This window comes from Pseudonocardia nantongensis (genome assembly GCF_046546495.1).
GTDB classification, from domain to species: domain Bacteria; phylum Actinomycetota; class Actinomycetes; order Mycobacteriales; family Pseudonocardiaceae; genus Pseudonocardia; species Pseudonocardia nantongensis.
The window spans coordinates 170,832-197,293 of the sequence record NZ_JBKGXT010000007.1 but is presented as its reverse complement, the minus strand read 5'-3'; the positions used below and the strand labels follow the sequence as shown (position 1 = coordinate 197,293).

The 26,462-nt window shown below is 73.7% G+C and carries 26 protein-coding genes and 1 pseudogene; 16 read left to right on the top strand and 11 right to left on the bottom strand.

The features are described from left to right. Window positions 1–36: 36 nt before the first annotated feature. The 3 genes from ACLFMI_RS10040 to ACLFMI_RS10030 are packed head-to-tail and all read right to left on the bottom strand — an operon-like array spanning window position 37 to window position 2,978. Complete coding sequence (locus tag ACLFMI_RS10040; protein WP_410947491.1) at window positions 37–336, bottom strand: AtuA-related protein; 300 nt, start codon at window positions 334–336, stop codon at window positions 37–39. 9 nt (window positions 337–345) lie between these two features. Beyond that, window positions 346–1,665: an acyclic terpene utilization AtuA family protein gene (locus ACLFMI_RS10035; RefSeq protein ID WP_410947490.1), complete on the bottom strand. Its 1,320-nt coding sequence runs from the start codon at window positions 1,663–1,665 to the stop codon at window positions 346–348. A gap of 8 nt (window positions 1,666–1,673) precedes the next feature. Continuing rightward, the gene (locus tag ACLFMI_RS10030) at window positions 1,674–2,978 is read right to left on the bottom strand and encodes a CitMHS family transporter (RefSeq protein WP_410947489.1); all 1,305 of its coding nucleotides are present in this window, start codon (window positions 2,976–2,978) and stop codon (window positions 1,674–1,676) included. 110 nt (window positions 2,979–3,088) lie between these two features. Between ACLFMI_RS10030 and ACLFMI_RS10025 the strand changes: the two genes are divergently transcribed. Both ACLFMI_RS10025 and ACLFMI_RS10020 read left to right on the top strand, forming a co-directional pair. Next, window positions 3,089–4,072, top strand: a complete 984-nt coding sequence (locus ACLFMI_RS10025; protein ID WP_410947488.1) for a LysR family transcriptional regulator — start codon at window positions 3,089–3,091, stop codon at window positions 4,070–4,072. A gap of 10 nt (window positions 4,073–4,082) precedes the next feature. Continuing rightward, window positions 4,083–4,481, top strand: coding sequence for a VOC family protein (locus tag ACLFMI_RS10020; RefSeq protein ID WP_410947487.1), 399 nt, complete (start codon window positions 4,083–4,085; stop codon window positions 4,479–4,481). On the opposite strand, the gene ACLFMI_RS10015 is transcribed toward ACLFMI_RS10020, so the two are convergent. Further along, entirely contained in the window at window positions 4,424–5,335 is a 912-nt protein-coding gene (locus ACLFMI_RS10015) for a helix-turn-helix domain-containing protein (protein WP_410947486.1), read from the bottom strand. The two genes, ACLFMI_RS10020 and ACLFMI_RS10015, sit on opposite strands and share 58 nt — an antisense overlap. Before the next feature lie 85 nt (window positions 5,336–5,420). After that, complete coding sequence (locus tag ACLFMI_RS10010; RefSeq protein WP_410947485.1) at window positions 5,421–5,969, bottom strand: YceI family protein; 549 nt, start codon at window positions 5,967–5,969, stop codon at window positions 5,421–5,423. A gap of 96 nt (window positions 5,970–6,065) precedes the next feature. On the opposite strand from ACLFMI_RS10010, the gene ACLFMI_RS10005 reads away from it, so the two are divergent. Next, entirely contained in the window at window positions 6,066–6,584 is a 519-nt protein-coding gene (locus ACLFMI_RS10005; RefSeq protein WP_410947484.1) for a MarR family winged helix-turn-helix transcriptional regulator, read from the top strand. 9 nt (window positions 6,585–6,593) lie between these two features. Then, window positions 6,594–7,997, top strand: a complete 1,404-nt coding sequence (lpdA, locus tag ACLFMI_RS10000; RefSeq protein ID WP_410947483.1) for a dihydrolipoyl dehydrogenase — start codon at window positions 6,594–6,596, stop codon at window positions 7,995–7,997. A 104-nt stretch (window positions 7,998–8,101) separates the two neighbouring features. Here the strand turns inward: lpdA and ACLFMI_RS09995 are convergent, their stop codons facing one another. Both ACLFMI_RS09995 and ACLFMI_RS09990 read right to left on the bottom strand, forming a co-directional pair. After that, window positions 8,102–8,305 (bottom strand): hypothetical protein, encoded by a 204-nt coding sequence (locus ACLFMI_RS09995; protein ID WP_410947482.1) that lies wholly within the window; start codon window positions 8,303–8,305, stop codon window positions 8,102–8,104. A 177-nt stretch (window positions 8,306–8,482) separates the two neighbouring features. Further along, a complete protein-coding gene (locus ACLFMI_RS09990; RefSeq protein ID WP_410947481.1) occupies window positions 8,483–9,064 on the bottom strand; it encodes an NUDIX hydrolase in 582 nt (193 codons plus the stop codon). Window positions 9,065–9,170: 106 nt separating this feature from the next. Here ACLFMI_RS09990 and dop point away from each other — a divergent pair, with 106 nt between their 5' ends. The 6 genes from dop to ACLFMI_RS09960 all read left to right on the top strand — a co-directional run bounded on the left by dop (window position 9,171) and on the right by ACLFMI_RS09960 (window position 14,484). Further along, window positions 9,171–10,679 (top strand): depupylase/deamidase Dop, encoded by a 1,509-nt coding sequence (dop, locus tag ACLFMI_RS09985; RefSeq protein WP_410947550.1) that lies wholly within the window; start codon window positions 9,171–9,173, stop codon window positions 10,677–10,679. Window positions 10,680–10,799: 120 nt separating this feature from the next. Beyond that, the gene (locus ACLFMI_RS09980) at window positions 10,800–10,997 is read left to right on the top strand and encodes a ubiquitin-like protein Pup (RefSeq protein ID WP_410947480.1); all 198 of its coding nucleotides are present in this window, start codon (window positions 10,800–10,802) and stop codon (window positions 10,995–10,997) included. A gap of 149 nt (window positions 10,998–11,146) precedes the next feature. Next, window positions 11,147–12,037 (top strand): proteasome subunit beta, encoded by an 891-nt coding sequence (gene prcB / locus ACLFMI_RS09975; protein WP_410947479.1) that lies wholly within the window; start codon window positions 11,147–11,149, stop codon window positions 12,035–12,037. Window positions 12,038–12,089: 52 nt separating this feature from the next. Next, the gene (prcA, locus tag ACLFMI_RS09970) at window positions 12,090–12,902 is read left to right on the top strand and encodes a proteasome subunit alpha (protein WP_410947478.1); all 813 of its coding nucleotides are present in this window, start codon (window positions 12,090–12,092) and stop codon (window positions 12,900–12,902) included. 50 nt (window positions 12,903–12,952) lie between these two features. Next, entirely contained in the window at window positions 12,953–13,390 is a 438-nt protein-coding gene (locus ACLFMI_RS09965; RefSeq protein ID WP_410947477.1) for an SRPBCC family protein, read from the top strand. Between the two features lie 68 nt (window positions 13,391–13,458). Beyond that, window positions 13,459–14,484, top strand: a complete 1,026-nt coding sequence (locus ACLFMI_RS09960; RefSeq protein WP_410947476.1) for an LLM class flavin-dependent oxidoreductase — start codon at window positions 13,459–13,461, stop codon at window positions 14,482–14,484. Window positions 14,485–14,580: 96 nt separating this feature from the next. Here ACLFMI_RS09960 and ACLFMI_RS09955 read toward each other — a convergent pair whose 3' ends face one another. Continuing rightward, window positions 14,581–15,531: a LysR family transcriptional regulator gene (locus ACLFMI_RS09955; RefSeq protein WP_410947475.1), complete on the bottom strand. Its 951-nt coding sequence runs from the start codon at window positions 15,529–15,531 to the stop codon at window positions 14,581–14,583. 73 nt (window positions 15,532–15,604) lie between these two features. Between ACLFMI_RS09955 and ACLFMI_RS09950 the strand changes: the two genes are divergently transcribed. Then, window positions 15,605–16,588, top strand: a complete 984-nt coding sequence (locus ACLFMI_RS09950; RefSeq protein WP_410947474.1) for a DMT family transporter — start codon at window positions 15,605–15,607, stop codon at window positions 16,586–16,588. Here ACLFMI_RS09950 and fdhD read toward each other — a convergent pair. Then, window positions 16,558–17,385 (bottom strand): formate dehydrogenase accessory sulfurtransferase FdhD, encoded by an 828-nt coding sequence (gene fdhD, locus ACLFMI_RS09945; RefSeq protein ID WP_410947473.1) that lies wholly within the window; start codon window positions 17,383–17,385, stop codon window positions 16,558–16,560. The two genes, ACLFMI_RS09950 and fdhD, sit on opposite strands and share 31 nt — an antisense overlap. A gap of 233 nt (window positions 17,386–17,618) precedes the next feature. Here fdhD and mobA point away from each other — a divergent pair, with 233 nt between their 5' ends. Beyond that, complete coding sequence (gene mobA / locus ACLFMI_RS09940; RefSeq protein WP_410947472.1) at window positions 17,619–18,419, top strand: molybdenum cofactor guanylyltransferase; 801 nt, start codon at window positions 17,619–17,621, stop codon at window positions 18,417–18,419. Window positions 18,420–18,460: 41 nt separating this feature from the next. Here mobA and ACLFMI_RS09935 read toward each other — a convergent pair whose 3' ends face one another. Beyond that, window positions 18,461–19,645 (bottom strand): glycosyltransferase family 2 protein, encoded by a 1,185-nt coding sequence (locus tag ACLFMI_RS09935; RefSeq protein ID WP_410947471.1) that lies wholly within the window; start codon window positions 19,643–19,645, stop codon window positions 18,461–18,463. Between the two features lie 134 nt (window positions 19,646–19,779). Here ACLFMI_RS09935 and ACLFMI_RS09930 point away from each other — a divergent pair, with 134 nt between their 5' ends. The 4 genes from ACLFMI_RS09930 (at window position 19,780) to ACLFMI_RS09915 (ending at window position 26,223) form a co-directional block, all read left to right on the top strand. Beyond that, a complete protein-coding gene (locus tag ACLFMI_RS09930) occupies window positions 19,780–20,931 on the top strand; it encodes an NAD-dependent epimerase/dehydratase family protein (protein ID WP_410947470.1) in 1,152 nt (383 codons plus the stop codon). A 95-nt stretch (window positions 20,932–21,026) separates the two neighbouring features. Next, window positions 21,027–22,982: a molybdopterin oxidoreductase family protein gene (locus ACLFMI_RS09925; RefSeq protein WP_410947469.1), complete on the top strand. Its 1,956-nt coding sequence runs from the start codon at window positions 21,027–21,029 to the stop codon at window positions 22,980–22,982. Window positions 22,983–22,985: 3 nt separating this feature from the next. Continuing rightward, entirely contained in the window at window positions 22,986–24,980 is a 1,995-nt protein-coding gene (locus ACLFMI_RS09920) for an NAD(P)H-dependent oxidoreductase subunit E (RefSeq protein WP_410947468.1), read from the top strand. Window positions 24,981–25,011: 31 nt separating this feature from the next. Continuing rightward, window positions 25,012–26,223, top strand: a complete 1,212-nt coding sequence (locus ACLFMI_RS09915) for a 2Fe-2S iron-sulfur cluster-binding protein (RefSeq protein ID WP_410947467.1) — start codon at window positions 25,012–25,014, stop codon at window positions 26,221–26,223. On the opposite strand, the pseudogene ACLFMI_RS09910 reads toward ACLFMI_RS09915, so the two are convergent. Beyond that, a pseudogene (locus ACLFMI_RS09910) lies at window positions 26,174–26,347 on the bottom strand (AraC family transcriptional regulator); the annotation flags it as partial. The gene ACLFMI_RS09915 and the pseudogene ACLFMI_RS09910 sit on opposite strands and share 50 nt — an antisense overlap. Between the last annotated feature and the right edge of the window lie 115 nt (window positions 26,348–26,462).

The following is a 26,462-nucleotide window of genomic DNA, read 5'->3' as shown; positions in this document are numbered from 1 at the left end:
ACGCCGGTCTCGCGCGGCCGCTGCCGGTGAAGCGGATCAGAGCTCGAGTGCCAGCAGCCGGGAGGACAGCGACTTGCCGTGGGTGTCCAGTTCCGTGGACACCGTGACCCCGCCGCCGCGGATGCCGGTGCAGACGAACTGCAGGCAGCACATCCGCGGGAGCTCGTAGCGGGTCACCTCGCCGCCGATCCAGCGCTCCAGCGAGGACCGGACCAGCTCGGCGGTCACCGATGCGACCAGGCGCGGGTAGTCGGCATCGTCGTACGGGACGACGGTCAGCGTCGCCACCGTGCCCTTGTCCCCGGCACGGCAGTGGGCGATCTCATGCAGCAACACGGTTCGTCCTCATCTGTCGTCGTCCGCTCGCCGGCTGGCCCGGTCCGCACCCAGCAGCGTGACCCGCGGGGTGACGGCGTCCCGCCGGACGAGTGTGGACAGCACGCCGATCACCTCGTCGACGTGCGCCCGGACCCCACCCCCACCGGCCGGGCCGTTCGTGTAGAGCGCCTCGACCTCGTGGGCGAGTGTGTCGAGCACACCGGTGTCGTGGTCGCGGGCGGCGACCCGCAGCCGGGCGTCGGTCTCGCCGCCGCGGACCTCGATCCGCGGATCGGTAGCCAGCCCACGCACCCGGTCTGCGATCACGTCGGCGGCCAGCCGGGCGCGAGCGGAGGCGTTCGGCCCGACGTAGGAGATCCCGGCCTCCAGCCGGTGTCCGGCCCGGTAGCCGACGCTCACCTTGAGCTCGTCCGGACGGGGCCACCCGCGTGCTCCGGTGACCCGGACGCGGTCCGGTCCGTCGTCGTCGACGCGGACCTCGCGCAGGTCCAGCAGCACATCCGGGGTGCGGTAGCCGGTCGGGTCGGTGACCTCGTAGAGCAGCTGCTCACGGACGGTGTGCCGGTCCAACCGACCGCCGGTGCCGGCAAGCTTGCCGTAGCGGGCGGAGCCGTCCGCGCCGACATCGGCGTACGGGAAGCCGAGTCGCGCCAGGTCGGGGACGTCGAACCGGCCGGGGTCGGCCGCGTAGCCGCCGGTGAGCTGCCCGGCGCACTCCAGCAGGTGCCCGGCGAGCGTGCCGGCGGCGGCATACGCGGGGTCGGCGAGGTCCCACCCGAGCCGGTCGGCCAGCGGGGCCAGGAACAGTGACGGGTCCGCGACCCGGCCGGTGACCACGACGGCGGCGCCGGTGTCGAGTGCCGAGGAGAGCGCGTCGGCGCCGAGGTAGGCGTGCGCCGAAACCAGCTCGCCATGTGCCCGCAGCGGGCGCCCGTCCTCCGCTGCGCGGGCGTCCGGGTCGATCCGGTCCAGGACATCATCGCCGGTCACCACCGCGACCGGTGCCGTCGAGCCGAGCCGGTCCAGGTGCTCGCGGACGATCAACCCGGCGGCGGCCGGGTTCGCCGCGCCCATGTTCGTGATCAGCCGGACGCCTCCGGCGACGAGGTCGGGCAGCAGGGCCGTCAGCCGCTGCTCCAGCCGCGGGTCGTACCCGGTGTCCGGGGCGGCGAGCCTGCGGCGCTGGCCGAGCGCGATCGTGCGCTCGGCCAGGCACTCCAGCACGAGGTCGTCGAGGCCGCCGTGCCGGGCCAGCGCGACGGCGGGATCGATCCGATCGCCGGCGAACCCGGCGCCGCTGCCGATCCGAGTGGTGGTCGGTGGCATGTCTCTCCTCAGACGGTCAGGGCGCCGGTCGCGAGCGCGGCGACAGTCATCACCACGGTGGTGCCGAACGCCCAGCCGAAGATGAACCGCTGGTGCCGGCCGAGCTCCACCCCGGTCATCCCGAGCAGGATGAACGTCGAGGCGGTGAGCGGGCTGAGCGGGAAACCGGTGGTCATCTGGCCGAGGATCGCGGCCCGCGCGATCTCGGCGGGGTCACCGCCGAGGGTGACCGCGGTCTCGGCGAGCACCGGCAGCACGCCGAAGTAGTAGGCGTCCGGCGTGAAGACCAGGCTGAGCGGCATCGAGGTGACCGCGACCGCGATCGGCAGCAGCGAGCCGGCGCCGTCCGGGACCAGCGCGACGAGGGCCTCGGCCATCGCGCCGATCATTCCGCTCCCACCGAGGACACCGGTGAACACCCCGGCGGCGAAGATCATGGCGGTGACCAGGACGACGTTGTGACCGTGCTTCTCGAACAGCGCCCGCTGACCGTCCCAGGTCGGCCGGTTGACCAGCACGGCGAGCACGAACGCGCAGAGGAACACCACCGGGAGGTCCGCGAGCTGGAACAGCAACACCACGACCAGGGCCAGGGTGAGCACGATGTTGATCGCGAACCGGATCCGGTCGGCCCGGGACCGCACGGCGGGGGCCGGGACCGCACCTGGGGTGTCGGCGGGCTCGTGGCCGAGTTCGACGACCCCGAGTCGGCGACGTTCGCCGCGCCCGATGAGGTACGAGGCGAGCAGCACCCAGGCGATGCCGGCGGCCATCGCGGGCAACAGCGGCACGAAGACGTCGGAGGCGCCGAGGCCGAGGGCGGCCATGGCGCGTGCCGTCGGCCCGCCCCACGGGACCATGTTCATCACGCCGGCACCCAGGCAGATCAGCCCGGCGAGCACGATCCGGCGCATCCCGAGCCGGTCGTAGAGCGGCAGCATGGCGCTCGCCATGATCAGAAAAGTGGAGGCACCGTCCCCGTCGAGGGCGACCAGGACGGTCAACGCCGCGGTGCCCACACAGATCTTCAGCGGGTCCCCGCCCGCCCACCGGACGACCCGTCGGATTGCCGGGTCGAACAGCCCCGTATCGAGCATCAGGCTGAAGTACAGGATCGCGAAGGTGATCATGATCGCGACCGGGGCGACGATCTCCAAGCCCTCGGTGACGTAGTCACCCAGCCCACCGGCCAGGCCGGCGACGACGGCGGCGGCGACCGGGACCACGGTCAGCGCCAGCAGCACCGACACCCGTCCGGAGAGCACCGCGGTCAGGAACACGGCAATGGTCAGGAACCCGATCGCGGCGAGCATCGTCGACCTCCTCGTCGGCGGGACGGGCCGACTGCGGCCCGCGCCCACGGTGCTGGCCTGCGTCTATGATCGTCAAAGACCGGATTCGGATCGACTCATGCGATGGGCATATGGATCTGACGTTGCCGCAGCTCCGGGCGGTGGTCGCCGTGCACGACGCGGGCGGGTTCACCGCCGCGGCGGAGGCCCTGCACGTCGCGCAGCCTTCGCTGAGCCGGGCCGTCGCCGACGTCGAGCGCCGGCTCGGGAGCCGGTTGTTCGAGCGGACCACCCGGCGGCTGGAACCCACCCCGGCCGGGCACGCGGTGGTCGCCGCGGCCCGGCGGGCGCTGGACGCGGTGGCCGCCGAGCTGCGGCACGTCGAGGGCTTCCTAGACGGTCGGGACGGTGCGGTCCGGATCGCCACGCTGCCGTCGCTGGCCGCGATCCTGCTGCCCGGGGTGGTGTCGGCGTTCCGCCGCGAGCGCCCCGGAGTGCGGCCGGAGATGTCCGACGCGCTCGCCGACGAGGTGCTGGAGCGGGTGCGCTCGGGCCGCGCCGACCTGGCGGTCACCGTGCTCCCGGAGGAGGAGGAACTGGACGGCGGCCCCGGCGACCTGGTGGTGGCGCCGATCGCGAGCGACCGGTTCTGTGTGCTGGTCCCGCCCGGCCACCGGTTCGCGCGGCGGGACCGGCTCGACTGGGCCGAGCTCGCCGGCGAGTCGTTCGTCGACTTCGACCCGACCACAAGCATCCGACAGCACGTCGATCGGGCGCTCGCCGTGTCCGGGGCCCGCCCGGTCCGGGGTCTGGCGGCCCGCAACATCGCAGCCGTCGCGGGGCTGGTGGCGGCCGGTCTGGGTGCGACCACGGTTCCGGGCCTGGTCGTCCCGCTGACCGGGTTCGCGAACCTGGTCGCGGTCCCGCTGGACGAACCGGTGCTGCGCCGGCGGATCGCGCTGGTGCTGCCGCGCGGGCGGCACCCGGCACCGGCCGCGACCGCGTTCGCCGCGTTGCTGACCGGTACCGGGCGCGACCGGCCCGCACTTCCGGAGCACGCCGCGTGGAACGCGGTGTCCGATCCGTTCACGACGCCGCCGGGCCCGCGTCCCTAACCTCCGGGTCATGAACGAATCGATCGGCGCCGAACTCGACATGATCGGCATCGTGGTGACGGACATGTCCCGCTCGCTGGCCTTCTACCGGCTGGTGGGCCTGGAGTTCGCGGAGGGGGCCGAGGACTCGCCGCACGTGGAGACGACGCTGCGCGGCGGGATCCGGCTGGCCCTGGACCTGCAGTCGATGGTGGAGGGCTTCCATCCGGACGCGGCGCCGACCGGCCAGGGCCGGATGTCGGTGGCGTTCCGGTTACCGTCCGCGGCCGCCGTCGACGACGCCTGGAAGCGGATCACCGACGCCGGGCACGGCTCGGTGCTCGACCCGTTCGACGCGCCGTGGGGCCAGCGCTACGCGACCGTCCGGGACCCGGACGGCTCCTCGCTGGACCTGTTCGCCTGGGCCTGATTCGCCTGGTTCCGGTTCGCCTGGGTCCGGGAAGCCTCGGTCCGAGCGGTGAGCGCCGTGGGAGAGACCCCGGCCAGCTCGCGCACCTCGCGGGACAGGTGCGGCTGGTCGGCGTAGCCGGTGCGGGCGGCGACCTCGGCCGGGGCGACGCCGTCGAACAGCAGTCCGGTCGCGGCCCGGAAGCGCAGCACCCGGCGGGCCACCGACGGGCCGTAGCCCAGGGTCGCCACGCAGCGCCGGTGCAGGGTGCGGGACGTGACGCCGAGCCGGTCGGCGAGCTCGGCGGCGGGCATCCCGCGGGCCAGTGCGCGCAACGCGGGCCGGGGAAGCGGCTCGGGTTGCGTCCGGCGGCCCTCGCCCGCCGCTCGCAGCGCCCGGACCACCTCGAGGAGCCGTCGGAGCGCCGGGTCGCCGGCCGCGCGATCGCCGAGGGGTATGCCGCGGTCGTTGCCGGACCGGCGCGGAGCGCTGGTGTACCCGTCGACGACCGGCAACATCGCGGCGGCGCGGCCCAGCACGTCGGCCAGGTCGGTCCGGCGGTCGCGCAGCGCGTCCGCCGGGGCCCCGAGCAGGGCGGGCAGCGCGCCGGGGCGGAACCGGAGCCCGGTGGTCACCGATCCCGGGGCCGAGGAGGCCAGGTGGGCGGCCGTGTCCGGTCCCGCGACCACGAGCCGGCCACCGAGGGAATCGCCGGCGGAGCGAGCATCGGCACCGAGCAGCAGCAGGTCCATGCAGCCGTCCGGGAGCACCCGCTGCTGGTGCCGTCCCGCGGTGCCCGGGACCGCCGCCCGCCAGGCACACTCCAGCAGGTCACCGACCGGCCCGGCCGGTGCGGTCTCCCGGTAGTCCGCCACGCCGTCGACCCTACGACGCACCGGAGCCCCGGTCCGCGCGATGCGGACCGGGGCTCCCGGGATGCGTGGGGTCGGTGCGCGACGATCAGGAGGCGCGCAGCACGGCCTGGATCTCCAGCTCGACGCCGACCTTCTCGCTGACGACGACGCCGCCGCCCTCCATCGGCATGGCGATGTCGACGCCGAAGTCGGAGCGCTTGATCGTGGTGGTGGCGGTGAAGCCGGCGCGGGTGCCGCCCCAGGCGTCCGGACCGAACCCGTTGACCTCCAGGTCCAGCTCCACCGGCTTCGTGATGCCCTTGATGGTGAGGTCGCCGGCCAGCACGTACTCGTCGCCCTTGGCCACGACCGCGGTGGAGGTGAAGGTCCACTCCGGGTAGCTCTCGACCTCGAAGAAGTCGGCGGAGCGGATGTGCCCGTCGCGCTGCTCGTTGCCGGTGCTGATCGAGCTCACGTCGATGGTGGCGGCGACGCGCGAGTCCTCGGTCGAGTCGCCGGTGACGATCTCGCCGGAGACCTGCTCGAAGCGGCCGCGGACCTTGCTCACCATCATGTGACGGACGACGAACGACACCTCGCTGTGTACCGGGTCGATGTCCCAGGTGCCGGCGACGAAGTTCGGGATGCTGGTCATGGAATGCCTCCGTGGCGGGTAGCTGGTTGAACTCTCAGTTGTTGAGAGCGATACTAGGCACAACAAGATGAACGCTCAATCATTCCGGAGGGTGTCGTGTCCCACACGCGCTGGCTCGACGACGACGAGCAGCGGACCTGGCGGGCCTTCCTGGCCGCCACCCGGCTGGCGTCGGACAAGGTGGAGCGCCGGCTGCAGTCCGGGGCCGGGATGCCGCTGGCCTACTACGAGATCCTGGTCCGGCTCTCCGAGGCGCCGGACCGCACGCTGCGGATGAGCGTGCTGGCCGACTCGGCGCTGTCCTCGCGCAGCCGGGTCTCGCACGCGGTCGCCCGGATGCAGGACGCCGGCTGGATCGCCCGGCGGTCCTGCCCGACCGACCGTCGCGGGCAGCTGGCCGAGCTGACCGATGCCGGCCTGGCCGTGCTGGAGGAGGCCGCACCGGACCACGTGGAGAGCGTCCGGGAGGCGGTGTTCGACGCCCTCGACCGCGACCAGCAGGCCGCGCTGCGGGTCGCCGCGGAGGCGATCGTGGCGCACCTGTCCGACGGCGGGGAGTGGCCCCTGGCCGGAGACGCGGGCCCGGACGGCCCGAGTCGGCCGCACGCGTCCTAGGCTGGGCACATGCCTCATTTCGACGTCGTCGTGCTCGGTGCCGGACCCGGTGGATACGTGGCGGCCATCCGCGCCGCTCAGCTCGGCCGCAGTGTGGCGGTGATCGAGGAGAAGTACTGGGGCGGGGTCTGCCTGAACGTCGGCTGCATCCCGTCCAAGGCCCTGCTGCGCAACGCCGAGCTCACCCACATCGTCACCAAGGAGCAGAAGACCTTCGGATTCTCCGGTGAGGTGACCGCGGACTTCGGCGTCGCCTGGGACCGCTCGCGCACCGTCGCGGACGGCCGGGTCAAGGGCGTGCACTTCCTGATGAAGAAGAACAAGATCACCGAGTTCGACGGGTTCGGCCGGTTCACCAGGCCGGGCGAGATCGAGGTCGACCTGTCGAATGGTGGCTCCGAGACCGTCACCTACGACGACGTGATCGTCGCTGCGGGTTCCACGGTCAAGCTGCTGCCGGGCACCGAGCTGTCCGAGCGCGTGGTGACCTACGAGGAGCAGATCCTCACCCGCGAGCTGCCGGAGAGCGTGGTCATCGCCGGCGCCGGCGCGATCGGCGTCGAGTTCGCCTACGTTCTGGCCAACTACGGCGTCGACGTCACGATCGTCGAGTTCCTGGACCGGATGCTCCCGCTCGAGGACGCCGACGTGTCCAAGGAGCTGCTCAAGCGTTTCAAGAAGCTCGGCATCACCGTCCGGACCTCCACCAAGGTGGAGTCGATCACCGACGACGGCAAGGGCGTCACGGTCTCGGTGGCGTCCGAGAAGGGCTCCGAGGAGCTGCGTGCGGACAAGGTGATCCAGGCGATCGGGTTCGCCCCGCGGGTGGACGGCTACGGCCTGGACAAGCTGGGCGTCGAGCTCACCGAGCGCGGTGCGATCAAGATCGACGACCACATGCGCACCAGTGCCGAGCACGTCTACGCGGTTGGCGACGTCACCGCGAAGCTGATGCTCGCGCACGTCGGGGAGGCGCAGGGCGTCGTCGCGGCCGAGACCCTGGCCGGTGCCGAGACCCAGGAGCTCGACTACAAGATGATGCCGCGGGCGACCTTCTGCCAGCCGCAGGTCGCGAGCTTCGGCTGGACCGAGGCCGAGGCCCGGGAGCTGGCCGACGAGCGGGGCTGGAAGGTCAACGTCGCGCAGTTCCCGTACACCGCCAACGGCAAGGCACAGGGCATGGCCGAGCCGAACGGCTTCATCAAGCTCATCGCCGACGACACCCACGGCGAGCTGCTGGGCGGGCACATCATCGGGGCCGAGGCCACCGAGCTGCTGCCGGAGCTGACCCTGGCGCAGAAGTGGGACCTGACCGTGTACGAGATGGCCCGCAACGTGCACGCCCACCCGACACTGTCGGAGTGCCTGCAGGAGGCGATCCACGGCCTGGCCGGCCACATGATCAACCTCTGAGCGCGCCCGAACGCGCGACGACGCCCGCGGACCGGCACGGTCCGCGGGCGTCGTCGCGTATCGGGGTTCCCGGGTGCCGGTCCGTGCGGTGCCCGGGGAGGGGTCTACGCGGCGGTGCCGCCGCGGCCGGGCTCCCGCCGGGCGTTGTGCTCGCGGCGGACCGGCTCGGCGCCGCGGGCGGTGTTCTCCCGGCGGTCCGCGGCGACGGCGGCCTCCACCGCGGCCTGCACGGCGGCGGTGGACACGTCGGGATCGATCAGCCGGGCGGCGGCGAGGGATCGGGCCGAGACCGAGATGCTGACGACCATGGGGGAGCTCCTGCTGTCGGGTGCGTGCTGTCGTGGTGCGGTGTCCGGGTTGCACGGAGAGCCCCACGCTGGGCCCTTCCCGTGATTTCGTCGCGCGACCCGCCGGCTGTTAACCGATCCAGCAACCGGGACGGGTGACGTATGTTACCTGCGGGTAAACCCCGCGGGACAGCGAGCCTAACCGATCGGTCGGGACAGCCAGTGCCGGGCGACCCAGGCGCCGTCGGGCACCCAGCTGCGGGCCGGATCGGCCAGGCCGGCACGCAGCTCGGCGAGCGTCCACCAGCCGCCCTCGGCCACCTCGGACGCCTGGTGGACGACGGGCGCGTCGGAGAAGGCCTGGTAGGCGTGCACGTGCGCGCGCAGTCCGGCCGGGCCGGAGCCGGGGCCGGTGTCGATGCCCAGGGCGGCGGCGTCGAACGCGACGGTGAACAGCGGCTCGAGCGGCACCCCGGTGATCCCGAGCTCCTCGGCCAGCTCGCGGGCGGCGCCCTCGTCCGGCGACTCGTCCGCGTCCAGCACGCCGCCGGCCCAGCAGTCCCAGAGGCCGGGCATGACCAGCTTGGTGTCGGTGCGCCGGTGCACGTAGATCCGTGCGCGGTCGGTGCTGCGCAGCGCGACGGCCGTGGTGGCGTGCCAGAGCGAACGGTCGTAGACCTCGCCCCGTTCGGCCGTGCCGGTGCGGTGCCCGGCGGCGTCGAAGCGATGCGCTCGCGGCGCGGGTCGTCCACCGGTCCGGTCACGGTGCCGATGATCCAACGGTGTCCGACGCCGCCGCGTCGCGGGGGTGCGGGTGCGCGTGTGCCGGTTAGGCTCGGAGGATGCACGCTTGCGCCAGGAGCCGCTCGTGACGGCCCGTCGGATCATGGGTACCGAGATCGAGTACGGCATCGCGGTTCCCGGGGACCCCACCGCGAACCCGGTCGTGACCTCCACCCAGGTGGTGCTGGCCTACGCCGCCGCGGCCGACGTCCCGCGCAACCGGCGCGCCCGCTGGGACTACGAGGTCGAGTCCCCGCTGCGCGACGCCCGCGGGTTCGACCTCTCCGCGCCGTCGCTGGCCCCGCAGCTCGACACCGACCTCGACGACCTGGGTGCGGCGAACGTCATCCTCACCAATGGCGCCCGGCTCTACGTCGACCACGCGCACCCGGAGTTCTCCACGCCCGAGGTGCTCACCCCGCGGGACGTGGTGGTCTGGGACAAGGCAGGCGAGCGGGTGATGCTGGAGGCCGCGAACCGCGCGGCGACCGTGCCCGGCGCGCCCCGGATGCAGCTCTACAAGAACAACGTCGACGGCAAGGGCGCGAGCTACGGCTCGCACGAGAACTACCTGGTGGCCCGGACGACGACGTTCCCCTCGATCGTCGGCGGGCTCACCCCGTTCTTCGTGTCCCGGCAGGTGGTCTGCGGCGCGGGCCGGGTCGGGCTGGGCCAGCAGGGTGACGAGCCCGGTTACCAGCTGGCGCAGCGCTCGGACTACATCGAGGTCGAGGTCGGCCTGGAGACCACGCTCAAGCGTGGCATCATCAACACCCGCGACGAGCCGCACGCCGACGCCGACAAGTACCGCAGGCTGCACGTCATCATCGGCGACGCGAACCTGTCCGAGGTCGCGACGCTGCTCAAGGTCGGCACCACCGCGCTGGTCCTGGACATGATCGAGAAGGGCCGGTCGTTCGAGGACCTGCGGCTGGCCGAGCCGGTGAAGTCGGTCTCCCGGATCAGCCACGACCCGACCCTGCAGGCCACCGTCGAGCTGGCCGACGGCCGGAGGATGACCGGGCTGCAGATCCAGCAGGAGTACTGCACCCGGGCCGTCGCGCACCTCGAGGAGACCGTCTCCCGGGACCGCGCGGAGTGGGACCCCGACACCCGCGAGGTCGTCGAGGAGTGGGAGTCGGTGCTGGCCGACCTGGAGCGTGACCCCGCGCTCACCGCCGACCGGCTGGACTGGACGGCGAAGCTGAAGCTGCTCGAGGCCTACCGCGAGCGGGACGGGCTGAGCTGGGCTTCGGAGCGGCTGGGCATGGTCGACCTGCAGTACTCCGACGTACGGCTGGCCAAGGGACTCTACAACCGGCTCGTCACCCGCGGCTCGATGCGGCGGCTGGTCACCGAGGAGCAGGTGACGGCGGCGATGACCGAGCCGCCGGAGGACACCCGGGCGTTCTTCCGGGGCACCTGCATGCGGCGCTACCCGGTCGAGGTGGCCGCGGCCTCCTGGGACTCGGTGATCTTCGACCTGGGCCGCGAGTCGCTGGTCCGGATCCCGACGCTGGAACCGCTGCGCGGCACCCGCAAGCACGTCGGGGAGCTGTTCGAGGCCACGTCGAGCGCCGAGGAGCTGGTGGACAAGCTCACCCAGGGCTGAGCACCGGCCCGGTCGTCCGGATGGCGTGGCGCGCACCGGCGACAGGCGATTTTGTCGGCCCCGATCGGTAGGGTGAGGCACGTACCGGCGGGTCGGATGACTCAGCGAGGAGGAGGCGTCATGTCTCAGGAGCAGACCAAGCGCCAGGGCGGTGGCGACGGCGACGACGAGTCCGGCGAGGACGGATCGGGCTCGGGCCAGGAGCGGCGGGAGAAGCTCGGCGAGGACGTCGACACCATCCTCGACGAGATCGACGACGTGCTGGAGGAGAACGCGGAGGACTTCGTCCGGTCCTACGTGCAGAAGGGCGGCGAGTAGCCGCACCACCGGCGGGCCGCCCCCGCCGCAGCGCAGTACCGTCCCGGCCGGGTCCGCCCCACGCGGGCCCGGCCGTGCCGGAGCAGGCCGCCCACCCGGGCGGAACCACCGGCGTACGACCCTCGAGAGCGAGAGGTATCCACCCGATCATGGAGTTCCGGCCGTCGGTCACTCCCGGGCTCGTCCCCGGGCACGTCACAGGTCAGCTCGGCACGTTCCTCACCGGATCCCAGTCGTTCTCCGAGTTCGTCGGGACCACGGCACCGCACCTGGTGCCCGGCGCGGGCGTCGCGGCGCAGGCCGGCGGGTCCGGCTCCGCGGCGGACACCCTCGGGGTCCCGCACGGCACCACGATCGTCGCGCTGACCTTCTCCGGCGGCGTGGTCATCGCCGGCGACCGGCGGGCGACCCAGGGCAACGTGATCGCCCAACGGGACATCGAGAAGGTCTTCGTGACCGACGAGCACTCCGCGGTCGGCATCGCCGGCTCGGCGGGCATCGCGATCGAGATGGTCCGGCTGTTCACCGTCGATCTGGAGCACTACGAGAAGATCGAGGGCGTGCCGCTGTCGCTGGACGGCAAGGCCAACAAGCTCGCCGGGATGATCCGGCAGAACCTCGGCGCCGCGATGCAGGGCTTCGTCGTCGTGCCGCTGTTCGCCGGGTTCGACACCCAGGATCCCGATCCCGCCACGGCCGGCCGGATCGTCACCTACGACCCGACCGGTGGCCGGTACGACGAGAACCTCGGCTACCACGCCGTCGGCTCCGGCTCGGTGTTCGCGAAGTCGTCGCTGAAGAAGTTGCACGACCCGGACACCGACCGGGACGGGGCGGTGCGCACCGCGGTCGAGGCGCTCTACGACGCCGCGGACGACGACACCGCCACCGGCGGACCGGACACCGTCCGCCGGATCTACCCGGTCGTCGTGAGCATCACCGCCGAGGGCGCGTCGCGGCGCGACCAGGACGAGATCGCCGCCGTCGTCGAGCAGGTGGTGGCCGGCCGGACCGAGCGTCCGGGCGGTCCGTCCCGATAGAGACACCGCGCACCCGTCCCCGCACGAGCACGAGCCACTGGAGCGCCTCCCCATGACGATGCCGTTCTACTCCTCGGTCGACCAGCTGCTGCGCGACCGCTCCGAACTCGCCCGCAAGGGCATCGCCCGGGGCCGCAGCGTGGTCGTGCTGACCTACGCCGGCGGGGTGCTGTTCGTCGCCGAGAACCGGTCCACCGCCCTGCACAAGGTCTCCGAGATCTACGACAAGATCGGCTTCGCGGCGGTCGGCCGGTACAACGAGTTCGAGAACCTGCGCACCGGCGGGATCCGGATGGCCGACTTCCGCGGGTTCACCTACGACCGCCGCGACGTGACCGGGCGGATGCTCGCCAACGCCTACGCCCAGGCGCTGGGCACCGCGTTCGTGGAGCAGCAGAAGCCGTTCGAGGTCGAGCTGTGCGTGGCCGAGGTCGGCGCCGAGTCCGGCGGCGACCAGCTCTACCGGATCACCTACGACGGATCGATCACCGACGAGCCCCGGTTCGTCGTGATGGGCGGCCAGACCGAGCCGATCTCGACCAAGCTGGGTGAGACCTACTCGCACGGCCTGGACCTGGATGCGGCGATCGGCGTCGCGCTGGGCGGGCTGCAGGTGCCCGGGGCCGATCCGGCCTCGTCGTCGAACGGGTCCACGACCCCCCGGGTGCTCGGCGCCGAGGCGCTCGAGGTCGCGGTGCTGGACCGGACCAGGCCGCGCCGCACGTTCCGCCGGATCGAGGGCGCCGCGCTGACCGAGCTGCTGCCGGCCACCAACCGCGGGTCCGCCGAGCCGGAGCCCGGCGTCGCCGGCGGCGACGACGCCCCGGCCGCGGGGGGAGCGCTGGGCGGAGGCGGTGCGTCCTGACCCGGTTCTCCGCCGGCACCGAGTCCCGGGCCACGGTCAGCTCGGACCGGATGGCCGTCTGGGGCGTGCTCACCGACCCGGTGCTGCTGCCGAAACTCACGCCGCTGCTGAGCCGGATCGACCCGCAGGGCGAGCACTGGCGCTGGCACATGGTGCAGCTCGCGGTGCTCGGGGTGGGGATCAAGCCGGTGTTCACCGAGCGGATGACCTTCAGCGAGGGCAAGCGGATCGAGTTCACCCACGAGCCGCCGCCCGGGCGCACCGAGTGGGCCGGCGCCGAGGGCCACTACACGCTCGCCGACGCCGAACCCGGCCCGGACGGCCGACCCGGGACGGTGCTGGACATCGCCCTCACCCTCGACGTGGACATGCCGCTGTCCCGGCTGGCGGCCCCGGTCGTCACCCGGACCATGCGGGCGACGATGGACGCCACCGGCGACCGGTTCGCCGCCAACCTGCTGCGCCACCTGCGGGCCGAGCAGCGCTGACGGCTGCCCGCCGGCCGGGCGTCCCCTCCTGGCATGATGGTTGAGGGATCAACCATCAGGGGAGCGGGATGAGCGGAATCGAGTTCGGGCTGGACACCTTCGGCGACGTGCCGACCGACGACGACCGGGCGCTGCTGTCGCACCCGCGGGCCATCCGGCAGGTCGTCGACGAGGTGGTGCTCGCCGACGGGGCCGGGGTCGACGTCGTCGCGCTGGGCGAGCATCACCGGCCGGAGTACTCGATCTCCACCCCGGAGACGGTGCTGGCCGGGATCGCCACCCGGACCTCGCGGATCCGGCTCTCGTCCGGGGTCACCGTGCTCAGCTCGGACGACCCGGTGCGGGTCTACCAGCGCTTCGCGACCCTGGACGCGCTCTCCGACGGCCGCGCCGAGGTGATCGTCGGGCGGGGCTCGTTCACCGAGTCGTTCCCGCTGTTCGGCTACTCGATGGGCGACTACGAGGTGCTCTTCGAGGAGAAGCTGGACCTGTTCGTGAAGCTGCTCGACGAGAAGCCGGTGACCTGGCAGGGCAGCACCCGTGCGCCGCTGGAGGCCGCCGAAGTCTGGCCGACGACCGGGCGCCGGCTGCCGGTGTGGGTCGGGGTCGGCGGGTCGCCGGAATCGGTCGTGCGCACCGCGCGGCACGACCTGGGCCTGATGCTGGCGATCATCGGCGGGGAGCCGGCCCGGTTCGCTCCCTACGTCGAGCTCTACCGCCGCGCCGTCGAGCAGTTCGGGCACGCGCCGAAGCCGGTCGGGATGCACGCGCCCGGGTTCGTCGCCGACACCGACGAGCAGGCCCGGGAGATCTTCTTCCCGCCCTACAAGGCGCAGATGGACCGGATCGGGGCGCAGCGCGGCTGGCCGCCGATGTCGCGGGCCCGGTTCGAGGCCGACGTCGAGCACGGCGCGCTGCACGTCGGGTCCCCGGAGACGGTCGCCCGCCGGATCGCGGGGTCGGTGCGCGCGGTGGGCGCCGAGCGCTTCGACCTGATCTACACGGTGGGGCCGCAGCCGGTGAGCGCCCGTATGCGGGCCGTCGAGCTGTACGGCACGCGCGTGATCCCGATGGTGCGCGAGTTGCTGGCGTGATCCGTCCGGGGTGATCGTCGATCGGGCGGCGGCGGATCCGGTCACCGGTGGCCGGGATCGCCGCCGGATCGTCGGTCACCATCGGTGTCCGGGTCGTCAGGATCCGGGGGCCGGCGCGGCCCGTACCGCCCGCGCGGCGACGGCCCGCAGCGTGCCGGCGAGTGCCTGCAGGGCCGGGAGGTCGGCGTCGGTCTCGCGGGTGGCGAGCACCAGCGAGCGGCCCAGGGCGGGGCGGCAGGACAGCAGCCGCACCCCGTCGGCCGACGCCGGCACCCGGTCCGGCTCGCCCCCGGTCACCGCCATCCCCGGTACCAGTGCGATCGCCAGCCCCGCCCGGACCATCGCGAGCTGGGTGGCGAAGTCCCCGAACAGGTACCGCACGTCGGGCTCGATCCCGTCGGCGCGCAGTAGCTGGAGCAGCACCTCGTAGGGCTCGGTCCCGACCGGGCTGGACGCCCACACCTCCCCGTGGAGCCCGCCCAGCTCGATCGGGTCGTGCGTGGTGGCCGGATGTCCCTCCGCGACGGCGAGCAGGACCGGCTCGGTGACCAGGGTCGCCACCCGCAGCCCGGCAGGCAGCCGGGCCGGGCGCTGCGTCCAGCTCTCCAGGAGGACGGCATCGAGGTCGCGGTTTCGCAGCCGCGGGAGGAGGTCGACGACCTCACCGTCGGTGACGGTCGGGACCAGCCGCGGGTGCTCGGAGATCAGCGACCGCAGGACGTCCGGGAGCAGGGCGCGCAGCGCGCTCGCCACCGAGCCGATCCGCAGCGGTCCGGCGGCCTCGTCGTGCAACGAGGCGAGGTCCCGCTCGGCGTCCGCGACCGCGGACACGACCGCCGTGGCGTGACCGGCCAGCACGTGCCCGGCCGCGGTGAGCCGGATGCCGCGCCCGTCCGGCTCGACAAGCCGGGTGGCCGCCTCGCGCTCGAGCTTGCGCAGCTGCTGGGTGACGGCCGGGCCGGTGATGTGCAGCGCGGCCGCCGCCGCACCCACCGAACCCTGCTCGGCGACGGCGGCGAACACCCGCAACCTCTCCCACCCGATCACGCAGCAATGCTAACCGGTATACCGCAGGAACAGTCATTGGAGCTTTGCGGTCCGGGCGGGGAGCGTGGAGGACGTGACCCCGCCTCGCTCCTCCTCCGCCCTGCCTACCCCGGCGCAGCACGACGCCCCGGCCGTCCGTGCAACCGCCCCGGGCGCGACCGATCCGCGTGCGGTCGGCTCGCTGCTCGCGGGCGCCGCCGTCCTGGCCTGGACCGGGATCCTGGTGGCGCTGGCCGGGACCGACCCGGCGTCGACGTCGTTCTGGCGGTGCGTGCTCGCGCTGCTGGTGCTCGGACCCTGGGCGCTGGCCGAGAGCCGCCGGCATGGTGTGATCCCGCCGCGAGCGGTCGGGTGGGCGCTGGTCTCCGGGGTGCTGCTCGGCGCGGACTTCCTGTTCTGGACCCGCTCGGTGCTCGACGCCGGCGCCGGGATCGCGAACGTCGTGCTGAACGTGCAAGTGATCGCCCTGCCGCTGATCGCCTGGCTGGCCGGCGGGGACCGGGTGCCGCGCCGGTTGCTGCTGGCCGCACCGGTGCTGCTCGGCGGGATCGCGCTGGCCGGCGGGCTGCTCGGCGCCGGAGCCGGCGGTCCGGAGCCGGTGCGCGGCGCCGTGCTGGGCACCCTGGCCGGCATCGCATACGCCGGGTTCCTGCACCTCAACCGGCAGACCTCGCGCCGGTACCCGCGGCACCTGGTCACCCCGGTCTGCCTGGCGACCGTGGGCGCGGCCCTCACCAGCGGCGTCGTCGGCGTGGCGGGCGGCGGGATCGCCGTCGCCCTGCCGGCGCAGACCTGGGCGTGGCTGATCGTGCTGGCGCTGGCCGGGCAGGTCGTGTCCTGGGTGCTGATCGGCCGCGGGACCGCGGGCATGGCCGCGGGCACCGGGGCTGCGCTGCTGCTGGTGCACCCGGTGCTCTCGGTGCTGCTCGGCATGCTCGTACTGGGCGAGCGGCCCACCGGGTGGCAGGCCGCGGGCTGCGCGCTCGTCGTCGTGACCGTGGCCTGGGTCGCCCGGCCGCGGGCCGATCAGAGCTCGATGCGCTCCGCGCCGGTGTAGACGTTGCCGGTGTCCCCGCGCAGGAACCCGACCAGCGTCATCCCGGACTCCTCGGCCAGCTCCGCCGCCAGCGATGACGGCGCCGACACCGCCGCGAGCGCGGGCACCCCGGCCATCACCGCCTTCTGCACCAGCTCGAACGACGCGCGCCCGGACACCATCAGCACGGTGCCCGCGGCCGGAATCGCCGAGTCCATCACCATCCGGCCGAGGATCTTGTCGACGGCGTTGTGCCGGCCGACGTCCTCGCGCGCGACCAGCAGCTCACCCTCGGCGTCGAACAGGGCGGCGCCGTGCAGACCACCGGTCGAGCCGAACACCCGCTGCTGCTCGCGCAGCCGGTCCGGCAGCGACACCAGCACCTCCCGCTTGATCCGCAGCGGGTCGCCAGCGGGGGAGTGCCGGGTCTTCAGCTTCACCGCGTCCAGCGAGGCCTTGCCGCACACGCCGCAGGACGACGTCGTGTAGAAGTTCCGTTCCACCGACGCGTCCGGTGGCGCGACCCCGGGCGCGAGGTCGACGTCGAGGACGTTGTAGGTGTTGCGGCCCTGGTCGTCGACCGAGTCGCAGTAGCGAGCGCCGAAGAGATCCTCCCGGCCGCCGAGCACGCCCTCGGTGAGCAGGAAACCGTGGGCCAGCTCGACGTCGTGGCCCGGGGTTCGCATGGTCACGGTCAGCGGCTTCCCGCCGACCCGGATCTCCAGCGGTTCCTCGGCGACCAGGGTGTCCGGGCGTTCCCGCGTCGTGCCGTCCGGGGTCAGCCGCAGCACCGCCCGACGCACCGTCAGCCGTCCCATCGTGTCCTCTTCCTCCGGTCGCGGCAGCGAGCGTGCGCCCGGACCACCAGCGTAGGAGCCCCGACCGCCGACCGCCGCCCGTGTCCCCGGCTCTGCCGCCGCGTGCCGTCGCCCCGCCGCTGCTCCCGGGGCACCTTCGGGCCCCCGGGCGGAGGCGAGGGTGCCCCTCGGGACACTCGGCCGCGCCGGGTGCCGGGGGCGCTGCGGCGGCCGGTGTTCGTAGCATCGACGGCGTGCGTGGGTACGGGGGGCGGCGCCCGGGGGCCGGGATCGTGCTGGCCGGCGGACGGTCGTCCCGGATGGGGACGTCGAAGGCCCACCTGGACTGGCACGGCGTCCCCCTGCTGATGCGCGCCGTGAGCGTGCTCGGCCGGGCCGTCGAGGGGCCGGTGCTCGTCGTGCGGGCGGCCGGTCAGCCGCTGCCCGCCCTGCCGGACGGCGTCGAGGTGCTCGACGACCCGGTCCCCGACCTGGGCCCGCTGCCCGCGATCGGGGTCGGGCTGCACGCGGTCGCCGGACGTGCCGGGGCGGCGTTCGTCGCCTCCACCGACCTGCCGCTGCTGCATCCCGCGTTCGCCGCCCGGGTGCTCGACCTGCTCGGCGCCCATGACGTCGCGCTGCCCGTCGCGCACGGTCACCACCAGCCGCTGGCCGCCGGCTACCGGGCCGGCCTCGCCGCGGAGATCGACGCGCTGACCGCGGCCGGCGAGGGGAAGCCGCCGTCGCTGTTCGCGCGGGCCGACGTCCGCAGGATCCCGGAGGAGGCGTTGCGCGCGGACCCGGTGCTCGCCCGGCTCGATCCCGGGCTGGCGTCGTTGACCAACGTCAACACCCCGGCCGAGTACGCCGCGGCCCTGGCACGCCCGCTGCCCGCCGTCCGGCTGCACGACGGCGGCCGGATCCGGACCGCCCGTGCCGCCCGGGCCGGGGCACTCGGGCGCGTGCGGGCCGCCGGGACGACCGAGGCCCCGGCCGGTCCGCTGCCCGGATGGTTCCCGCTGGTCACCGGGGACGAGCTGGCCCTCGACGGCTGAGGCGCACCGGGCGATGAACCGGTCGGTCGGGGCGGACAGGCTCACTGGTCGCGACCCTTCCAGCCCGCCGCGCCGCGCAGCACCACCCGCGCCCCGTCGATCAGCACCGCGCCGAACAGCGCCCACACCAGCGGGGCCAGCGGTGCGAGCGCGGTCCGGGTCCGCATCAGCCGTGCCGACCGGTGGTGCGCCGCCGCCGCGCCGCCCCAGCCGAGCAGGCCGGCGACGACCAGTGCGCCGGCCCGGGCCCGACCGCCCCGGGTGCGGGAGCGGTGCCGGTCGCGCAGCCCGCAGGCCACCGCGGCCGGCCCGGACAGCGACATCGCCGCGTGCGTCAACCCGCCCCCGGCCAGCACGAGCACCGAGCGGCCGGTCGCGGCCACCAGCGTCTTGCGGAACGACGCCCAGCCGGCGCTGAACGGGTCGAGACCGCTGGTCGTCACCAGCCCGCCGGCGTCGACCAGCCGGGTGCGACCGCCGTCGTCGCGCACCCGGGTCGCGAGCAACACGTCCTCGGTGCGGCGGTCGCGCAGCGCCGCCCAGCCGCCGACGGCGTCGAACCGGTCCCGGCGCACGAGCAGGCACTGCCCGATCGCGAACGCCCGCCGGGAGCGCTCCCGCGGGTCGGCGTGCTCGCCGATGAAGACGATCCCGGTCGGCATCAGCAGCGGCCACGCCGCGGACCCGCACGGCGGCGGGGTGCCGGCCGCGGAGACCAGGTCCGCACCGTGCCGGACCGCCGTCGCCCGCAACCGTCCCAGCAGCTCCGGGGCGAGCACGGTGTCGGCGTCGACGAACAGCAGCCACTCCGGCGGGCGGGAGCCGGGGGAGCGGGCCGCGCGCTCGGCGTCCAGCCCGGTTTGCATCGCCGCGACCTTGCCGGACCAGCCGGGCGGCGGCCCCTCGCCACGCACCACGCGCACCCGTGGGTCGCGGTCGGCGTGCCGCACCGCGACCTCCCCGGTGCCGTCCGCCGAGCCGTCGTCGACCACCACGATCCGGACGTCCGGCACGGTCTGGGCGCGCAGCGCGTCGAGGCACACCCCGATCCTGGGCGCCTCGTCCCGAGCCGGTACGACGATCGTGACCGGCCCGGCGTCGCCGCCGCCGTCGCCGGCCGGGGTGAGCGGTGTGATCCGGAGCACCCGCTCGACCGTGCGCGCACCGCGGTACGCCGTCGCCAGCGAGCCCGCGACCAGGAGGAACCGTCCGCAACCACGCCACACGGCGGTGATCGTCGCGCATCGCGCCGGGTGGACGGCGGGCGGCCGACCGATCACGTCTCGGTGCCGGAGGCGGGCGGTGGCGACCGGTCGTGGGTAGAAAGCGGACGAGACGGACGACGACGCGAGGGGTGTCGATGAAGGTTCTGGTCCTCGGCGGCGACGGTTACCTCGGGTGGCCCGCGGCGCTGCACCTGTCCGAGCACGGCCACGAGGTCGCGGTGCTCGACAACGGCGCGCGCCGCGGCTACGACGACGAGCTCGGCGTCACGAGCCTCGTCCCGATCCGCGGGCTCGACGAACGCGTCGCGGCGTGGGAGGAGGTCTCCGGCACCCGGCTGCCCGTCTATCACGGTGACCTGCTCGACGCGGAGTTCACCCGGGACACCCTCGCCGAGTTCCGGCCGGACGCGGTCGTGCACTTCGCCGAGCAGCGCTCCGCCCCGTACTCGATGCTCGACCGGGCACACGCCACCTACACCCAGCACAACAACGTGGTCGGCACGTTGAACCTGCTCTACGCGATCGCGGAGACCGACCCGGGGACCCACCTGGTCAAGCTCGGGACGCTCGGCGAGTACGGCACCCCGAACATCGACATCGAGGAGGGGTGGCTGACCGTCGAGCACAACGGGCGCACCGACCGGGTGCTGTTCCCGAAGCGGCCGGGCAGCTTCTATCACCTGTCCAAGGTGCACGACAGCCACAACATCGAGTTCACCTGCCGGGCCTGGGGCCTGCGCGCCACCGACCTGAACCAGGGCGTCGTCTACGGCCACCACACCGACCAGACCGCCCGCGACCCGCGGCTCGCCACCCGCTTCGACTACGACGCCGTGTTCGGCACCGTGCTCAACCGGTTCACCATCCAGGCCGTGCTCGGCGAGCCGCTGACCGTCTACGGCTCCGGCGGCCAGACCCGCGGCGTGATCGACATCCGGGACACCGTCGAGTGCGTCCGGCTGGCCGTGGAGAACCCCGCCGAGCGCGGGGAGTTCCGGGTGTTCAACCAGCTCACCGAGTCCTTCTCGGTCGGCGAGCTGGCCAAGCTCGTGGCCGACACGCACCCGGGGGGCACCGAGGTCGCGCACCTGGACAACCCGCGGGTGGAGGCCGACCGGCACCACTACCGCGTCGCCTCCACCGGGCTGCCCGCGCTCGGCCTGCGGCCGCACCTGCTCGCCGACACGCTGATCACCTCGCTGTTCGATCTGGTCGAGCGGCACGCCGATCGGGTGGACCGGTCCGCGTTGCTCCCGGGTGTGCAGTGGCGCCTGCCCGGACGGTGAGGTCGGCCTGCAACACATGTCACCTCGATCTGTGACGACGATCTCCGCCGTTGCTACCGTGGGGTGGTCCCGGCCACACGCGCAGGAGGTCGACGATGACCACCACCCGACCCACCACCGGCCGCCGACGCGGGTTCCGCGCCCGGCACGTGCGGCTCACCGAACCGCTCGTCCGCGAGAACGGTGTGCTGCGCCCGGCGAGCTGGGACGAGGCGCTGGACCGGGCCGCGGCCGGCTTCCGGGACGTGCCGGGCGAGCGGTTCGGGATGTTCAGCTGCTCGAAGGCCACCAACGAGATGAACTACACCGCGCAGAAGTTCGCCCGGGCGGTGATGGGCAGCAACAACGTCGACAGCTGCAACCGCACTTGACACGCTCCCAGCGTCGTCGGTCTGACGGCTGTGTTCGGTGCCGGCGGCGGCACCTCCGCCTACGTCGAGGCGGAGAACGCCGACCTGATCGTCCTGTGGGGCAGTAACGCCCGCGAGACGCACCCGATCTTCTTCCACCACGTGCTGCAGGGCCTGCAGCGCGGGGCGCGGATGTACTCGGTGGACCCGCGGCACACCTCGACCGCCCACTGGGCGGACGCCTGGCTGGGCCTCGACGTGGGCACCGACATCGCGCTCGCGAACGCGGTCGGCCGGGAGATCATCCACGCCGGACTGGTGAACCGGTCCTTCGTCGAGCGCTCCACCAGCGGATTCTCCGACTACGCGGCCACGGTGGAGCCGTACACGCTGGAGCGGGCCGAGGAGATCACCGGGGTCCCGGCCGGGACGATCCGGGAGCTCGCGCACGCCTACGCCCGCGCCGACCGGGCCCAGATCTGCTGGACGCTGGGCATCACCGAGCACCACAACGCCGCCGACTACGTGTTCGCGCTGATCAACCTGGCGCTGCTGACCGGGCACGTCGGCCGGTACGGCTCCGGGCTGGTGCCGCTGCGCGGGCAGAACAACGTGCAGGGCGGCGGCGACATGGGCGCCATCCCGGCCAAGCTGCCCGGCGGGTACGACCTCGCCGACGAGGACGCCCGGGCCCGCTTCCAGACCGTCTACGGCGGGAAGCCGATCCCGGCGCAGAAGGGCATGCACCTGTCCGAGATGTTCGAGGCGATGGAGCGTGGCGAGCTCTCCGCGCTGTACTGCATCGGCGAGAACCCGGCCGAGTCGGAGGCCAACGTCACGCACGCGCGGCACCTGCTGGAGGGGCTCGACTGCCTGGTCGTCCAGGACATCTTCCGGACCGCGACCGCCGAGATGGCCGACGTCGTGCTGCCCGCCACCGCGGACTGGTGCGAGTACGAGGGGACCGTCACCAACTCCGAGCGCCGGGTGCAGCGGTGCCGCAAGGCCCTCGACCCACCCGGGCTCGCCCGCCCGGACACCCACATCATCTGCGGGATCGCCGACCGGCTCGGCCACGACTGGGGCGAGCCGACCGCCGAGCAGGTGTGGGACGAGCTGCGCTCGGTGTCGCTGAACTGGCACGCCGGTATGAGCTACGCCCGGCTGGACGCGCTCGGCGGCATCCAGTGGCCCTGCCCGTCCGAGGACCACCCGGGCACCCCGCTGATGCACGCCCGGCTGTGGGAGACCGACCCCGAGCTGCGCGGTGCCGCCGCGCCGTTCACCCCGGTCGAGCACGTCGCGCCGGTGGACGAGCTGTCCGACGACTTCCCGATCCGGCTCACCACGGTGCGGCTGCTCGACGCCTACAACTCCGGGGTGCAGACCGGTGGGTACGCCTCGCCGATGCGCCGCCGCGAGTCGCTGCGGATGGACGCCACCGACGCCGCCCGGCTCGGGATCGCCGACGGCGAGCGGGTGCGGGTGTCGTCGCGGCGCGGTTCGGTCGAGGCGCCGGTGGCGCTGGACCCGTCGCTGCGGCCGGGGCTGGCGTCGTTCACGCCGCACTTCAGCGAGGAGGTCGACGTCAACGCGCTGACCAACGACGCCTGGGACCCGAAGTCCGGGACGTCGGAGTTCAAGGCCACCGCGGTACGGATCGAGAAGGTGACCGGGTCGCTCCCGGTCGCGGGGGAGTAGCGGATGGACCTGCACCTGTCGTCGGCGGAGCCGAGCACGTCCGAGCGCGAGGCCGTCGATGCGGCGTTCGCAGCGCTCGCGCCCGCGGCGGTCGAGGCGGCCGCCGCCGACCGGCCGACCCGGTCGGCGCACGCGGGGCACGCCGCGCGGTCCAGGCGGCACCTGCTGCTGCCGCTGCTGCACGCCGTGCACGACGCCGAGGGCTGGCTGTCCGAGGGCGCGCTCAACCATCTCGCCCGGACCCTGCAGGTCCCGCCGGCCGAGGTGTACGGGGTCGCGACGTTCTACGCGATGTTCTCGGTCGAGCCGCGGGCGCCGCGGGTGGTGCACGTCTGCGACGACGTCGCGTGCGGGCCCAACGGCGGCGAGGAGGTCGTCGCGGCGCTGGCGGGTGCGCTCGGGCCGTCGGGCGGTGCCGGCGAGGCAGCGGACGGCGCTCCCGGCGATGACCCTGCCGGACCCGGCGGACCGGATCGGCCGGCCGCGTGCTGGGTCCGGAGCCCGTGCCTGGGCCTGTGCGAACGCGCCCCGGCCGTGTTGCACCAGCGCGCGGGGGAACCGGACCTGTCCCAGGCGCCGGCCACCCCGGACGGCACCGTCGAGGCCGCTACCGCACCGTTCGACACCACGGGCGACCAGGCGTCCGCGGCCGACGACGCGTTCGCCGACACCGCGGTGAGTGCCCCGCAGACCCGCACCGGCGCACACCTGCGGCTGCTGCGCCGGGTCGGCGTCGTCGATCCCGGCTCGCTGGACGACTACCGCTCCCGCGGCGGGTATGCGGGTCTGCGCCGGGCGATCGAGCTCGGGCCGACCCGGGTGATCGCCGAGCTGAAGGACGCCTCGCTGACCGGGCGGGGCGGCGCGGCGTTCCCCACCGGCGTCAAGTGGGAGGGGGTGGCACAGTCCCCGGAACGCCCGCATCACCTGGTCTGCAACGCCGACGAGTCCGAACCCGGCACGTTCAAGGACCGGGTGCTCATGGAGGGCGATCCGTTCGGCCTCGTCGAGTCCATGACGATCGCCGGCTACGTCACCGGGGCGACCGTCGGGCACCTCTACATCCGCGGCGAGTACCCGCTGGCCACCCGCCGGCTGCAGGACGCGATCTCGGCCGCGCGGGCCCGCGGCTACCTCGGCGAGGACGTCATGGGCGAGGGCTTCGCGTTCGATCTGGAGCTGCGCCGCGGGGCCGGTGCCTACATCTGCGGCGAGGAGACCGCCCTGCTGGAGTCGATCGAGGGCTACCGGGGCGAGCCGCGGAACAAGCCGCCGTTCCCGGCCACGGTCGGGCTGTTCGGCAAGCCGACCGCGATCAACAACGTGGAGACCCTCTACGACGTGCTGGAGGTCCTGAACATCGGCGGGCAGGCGTTCGCCGCCGTCGGCGGCGGGCGTTCGACGGGATCGAAGCTGTTCTGCGTCTCCGGCGCGGTCGGCGCCCCGGGGGTGTACGAGGTCGACTTCGGCACCACCCTGCGCGAGCTGCTGGAACTGGCCGGGGGCGCGCGGGGCGAGCTGCGGACGGTGCTGCTCGGCGGGGCGGCCGGCGGGTTCGTGATGCCGGCGGACCTGGACGTCCCGCTGACCCTGGAGGGTGCGCGGGACATCGGCGCGACGCTCGGCTCCGGCGTCGTGCTGGTGTTCGACGAGGCCGCCGACCTCAGCCGGACGCTGCGCCGGATCGCCGCGTTCTTCCGGGACGAGTCCTGCGGGCAGTGCGTGCCGTGCCGGGTCGGGACGGTCCGCCAGGAGGAGGCGCTGGCCCGGCTGGAGCGGGACGCGCCGATCGGGTCCCGGGAGACCGAGCTGGCCCTGCTCGACGACCTGGCCCGGGTCATGCGGGACGCCTCGATCTGCGGCCTCGGCCAGACAGCCCCGGCCGCGGTGATGTCGGCGATCGACCTCGGGCTGATCGCGGCACCGTCGCGCAATGGGGCCGGCCACGGCGGCGAGGCCGGGCACACGTCGACGAACGGGCACGGGGGTGGCCGGTGACCGCACCGCACACGGCAGGTAGGGGACGGCGATGACCACGACCAGCGGCAAGGGCCCGTCCGGCGCCGGCGGCGGGTCGCAGGCACCCCGGTCCGGGGAGGTCGACGGCGCGCCCGAGGCCGACGCGAGCCCGAACGGCCACGGCGGCAACGGTAACGAGACCCCCGGCAGCGGGCCGGGGGCCGGTGAGGGCGTTGCGCCGCTGGCCCGGACCGACGGTGCGGGCGCGGTCGGCGTCACGATCGCCGACCCGGCCGGGGCCCGCCCCGGACCGGCCGAGCGGCTGGCCGGCGGACCGGTGATGCTGGGCCCGATCCGGCGGATGGTGACGCTCTCGCTGGACGGCGCCGAGGCCCGCGTCCCGGAGGGCTCGACGATCCTGGAGGCACTGCACGGGGAGGGCACCGCCGAACAGGCCGACACCCCGACGCTGTGCTGGGCCCCCAACATGGACCCGATCAACGCCTGCCGGGTGTGCGTCGTCGAGGTCGAGGGCTCCCGCACGCTGGTCCCGTCCTGCGCTCGGAAGTGCGAGGACGGGATGGAGGTGCGCACCGACACCGAGAAGGTGCGGCACAGCCGCCGGATGGTGCTGGAGCTGCTGGCCTCGTCGGTGGACATGGACCAGGCGAGCGATGACGTGCAGCGCTGGATGTCCGGCTACGGCGTCGACCCCACCCGGTACGGCCCGCCCGCGGCGCCCGCGGCCGCGGGGGAGCGGGACCGTCGGCACCCGGGGCACCACCCGCTGCCGGACGGGTCCACCGCGGCCACCGTCGCCCAGCCCGTCAAGATCGACAACGAGCTGTACGTGCGGGACTACTCGCGCTGCATCATGTGCTACAAGTGCGTCAACGCCTGCGGCACCGACGCCCAGTTCACCTTCGCGATCGCCGCCGCCGGGCGCGGGTTCGACGCCCGGATCGCCACCGAGCACGATGTCGAGCTGCCCGACTCGGCCTGCGTGTACTGCGGCAACTGCATCGGGGTCTGCCCGACCGGGGCGCTCAAGTCGGTGGCCGAGCACGACAAGCGCGAGGCCGGGGACTGGCACCCCGACGAGGAGACGGTCACGACGACGGTCTGCTCGTTCTGCGGGGTCGGCTGCAACCTGGAGCTGCACGTCCAGCAGGGCGAGATCGTGAACGTGACCAGCCCTTCCGACCACTCGGTCACCCACGGGCACCTGTGCATCAAGGGCCGGTTCGGGTTCCGGCACGTGCAGAACCTGCCGGAGGCATAGCCCGTTCGGGCCCGACGCCACGACCGGTGCGCCGGAACTCGCCGGGGTTGACGCCGCGGACGCGTGTGAACGCCGCGCTGAACCCGAAGGCGTCGGGGTAGCCGACGGCGCGGGCGACCTCGGCGGCCAGGAGGTACCGCACGGCGTCGGCACCCGGAGGCGGTGCACCGCTTCACGTTCTGAACGCCGGGCCCGGCCGGCCGGGGCTCCGGAACGCGGCGCGCCAGGTCGGGACGGGC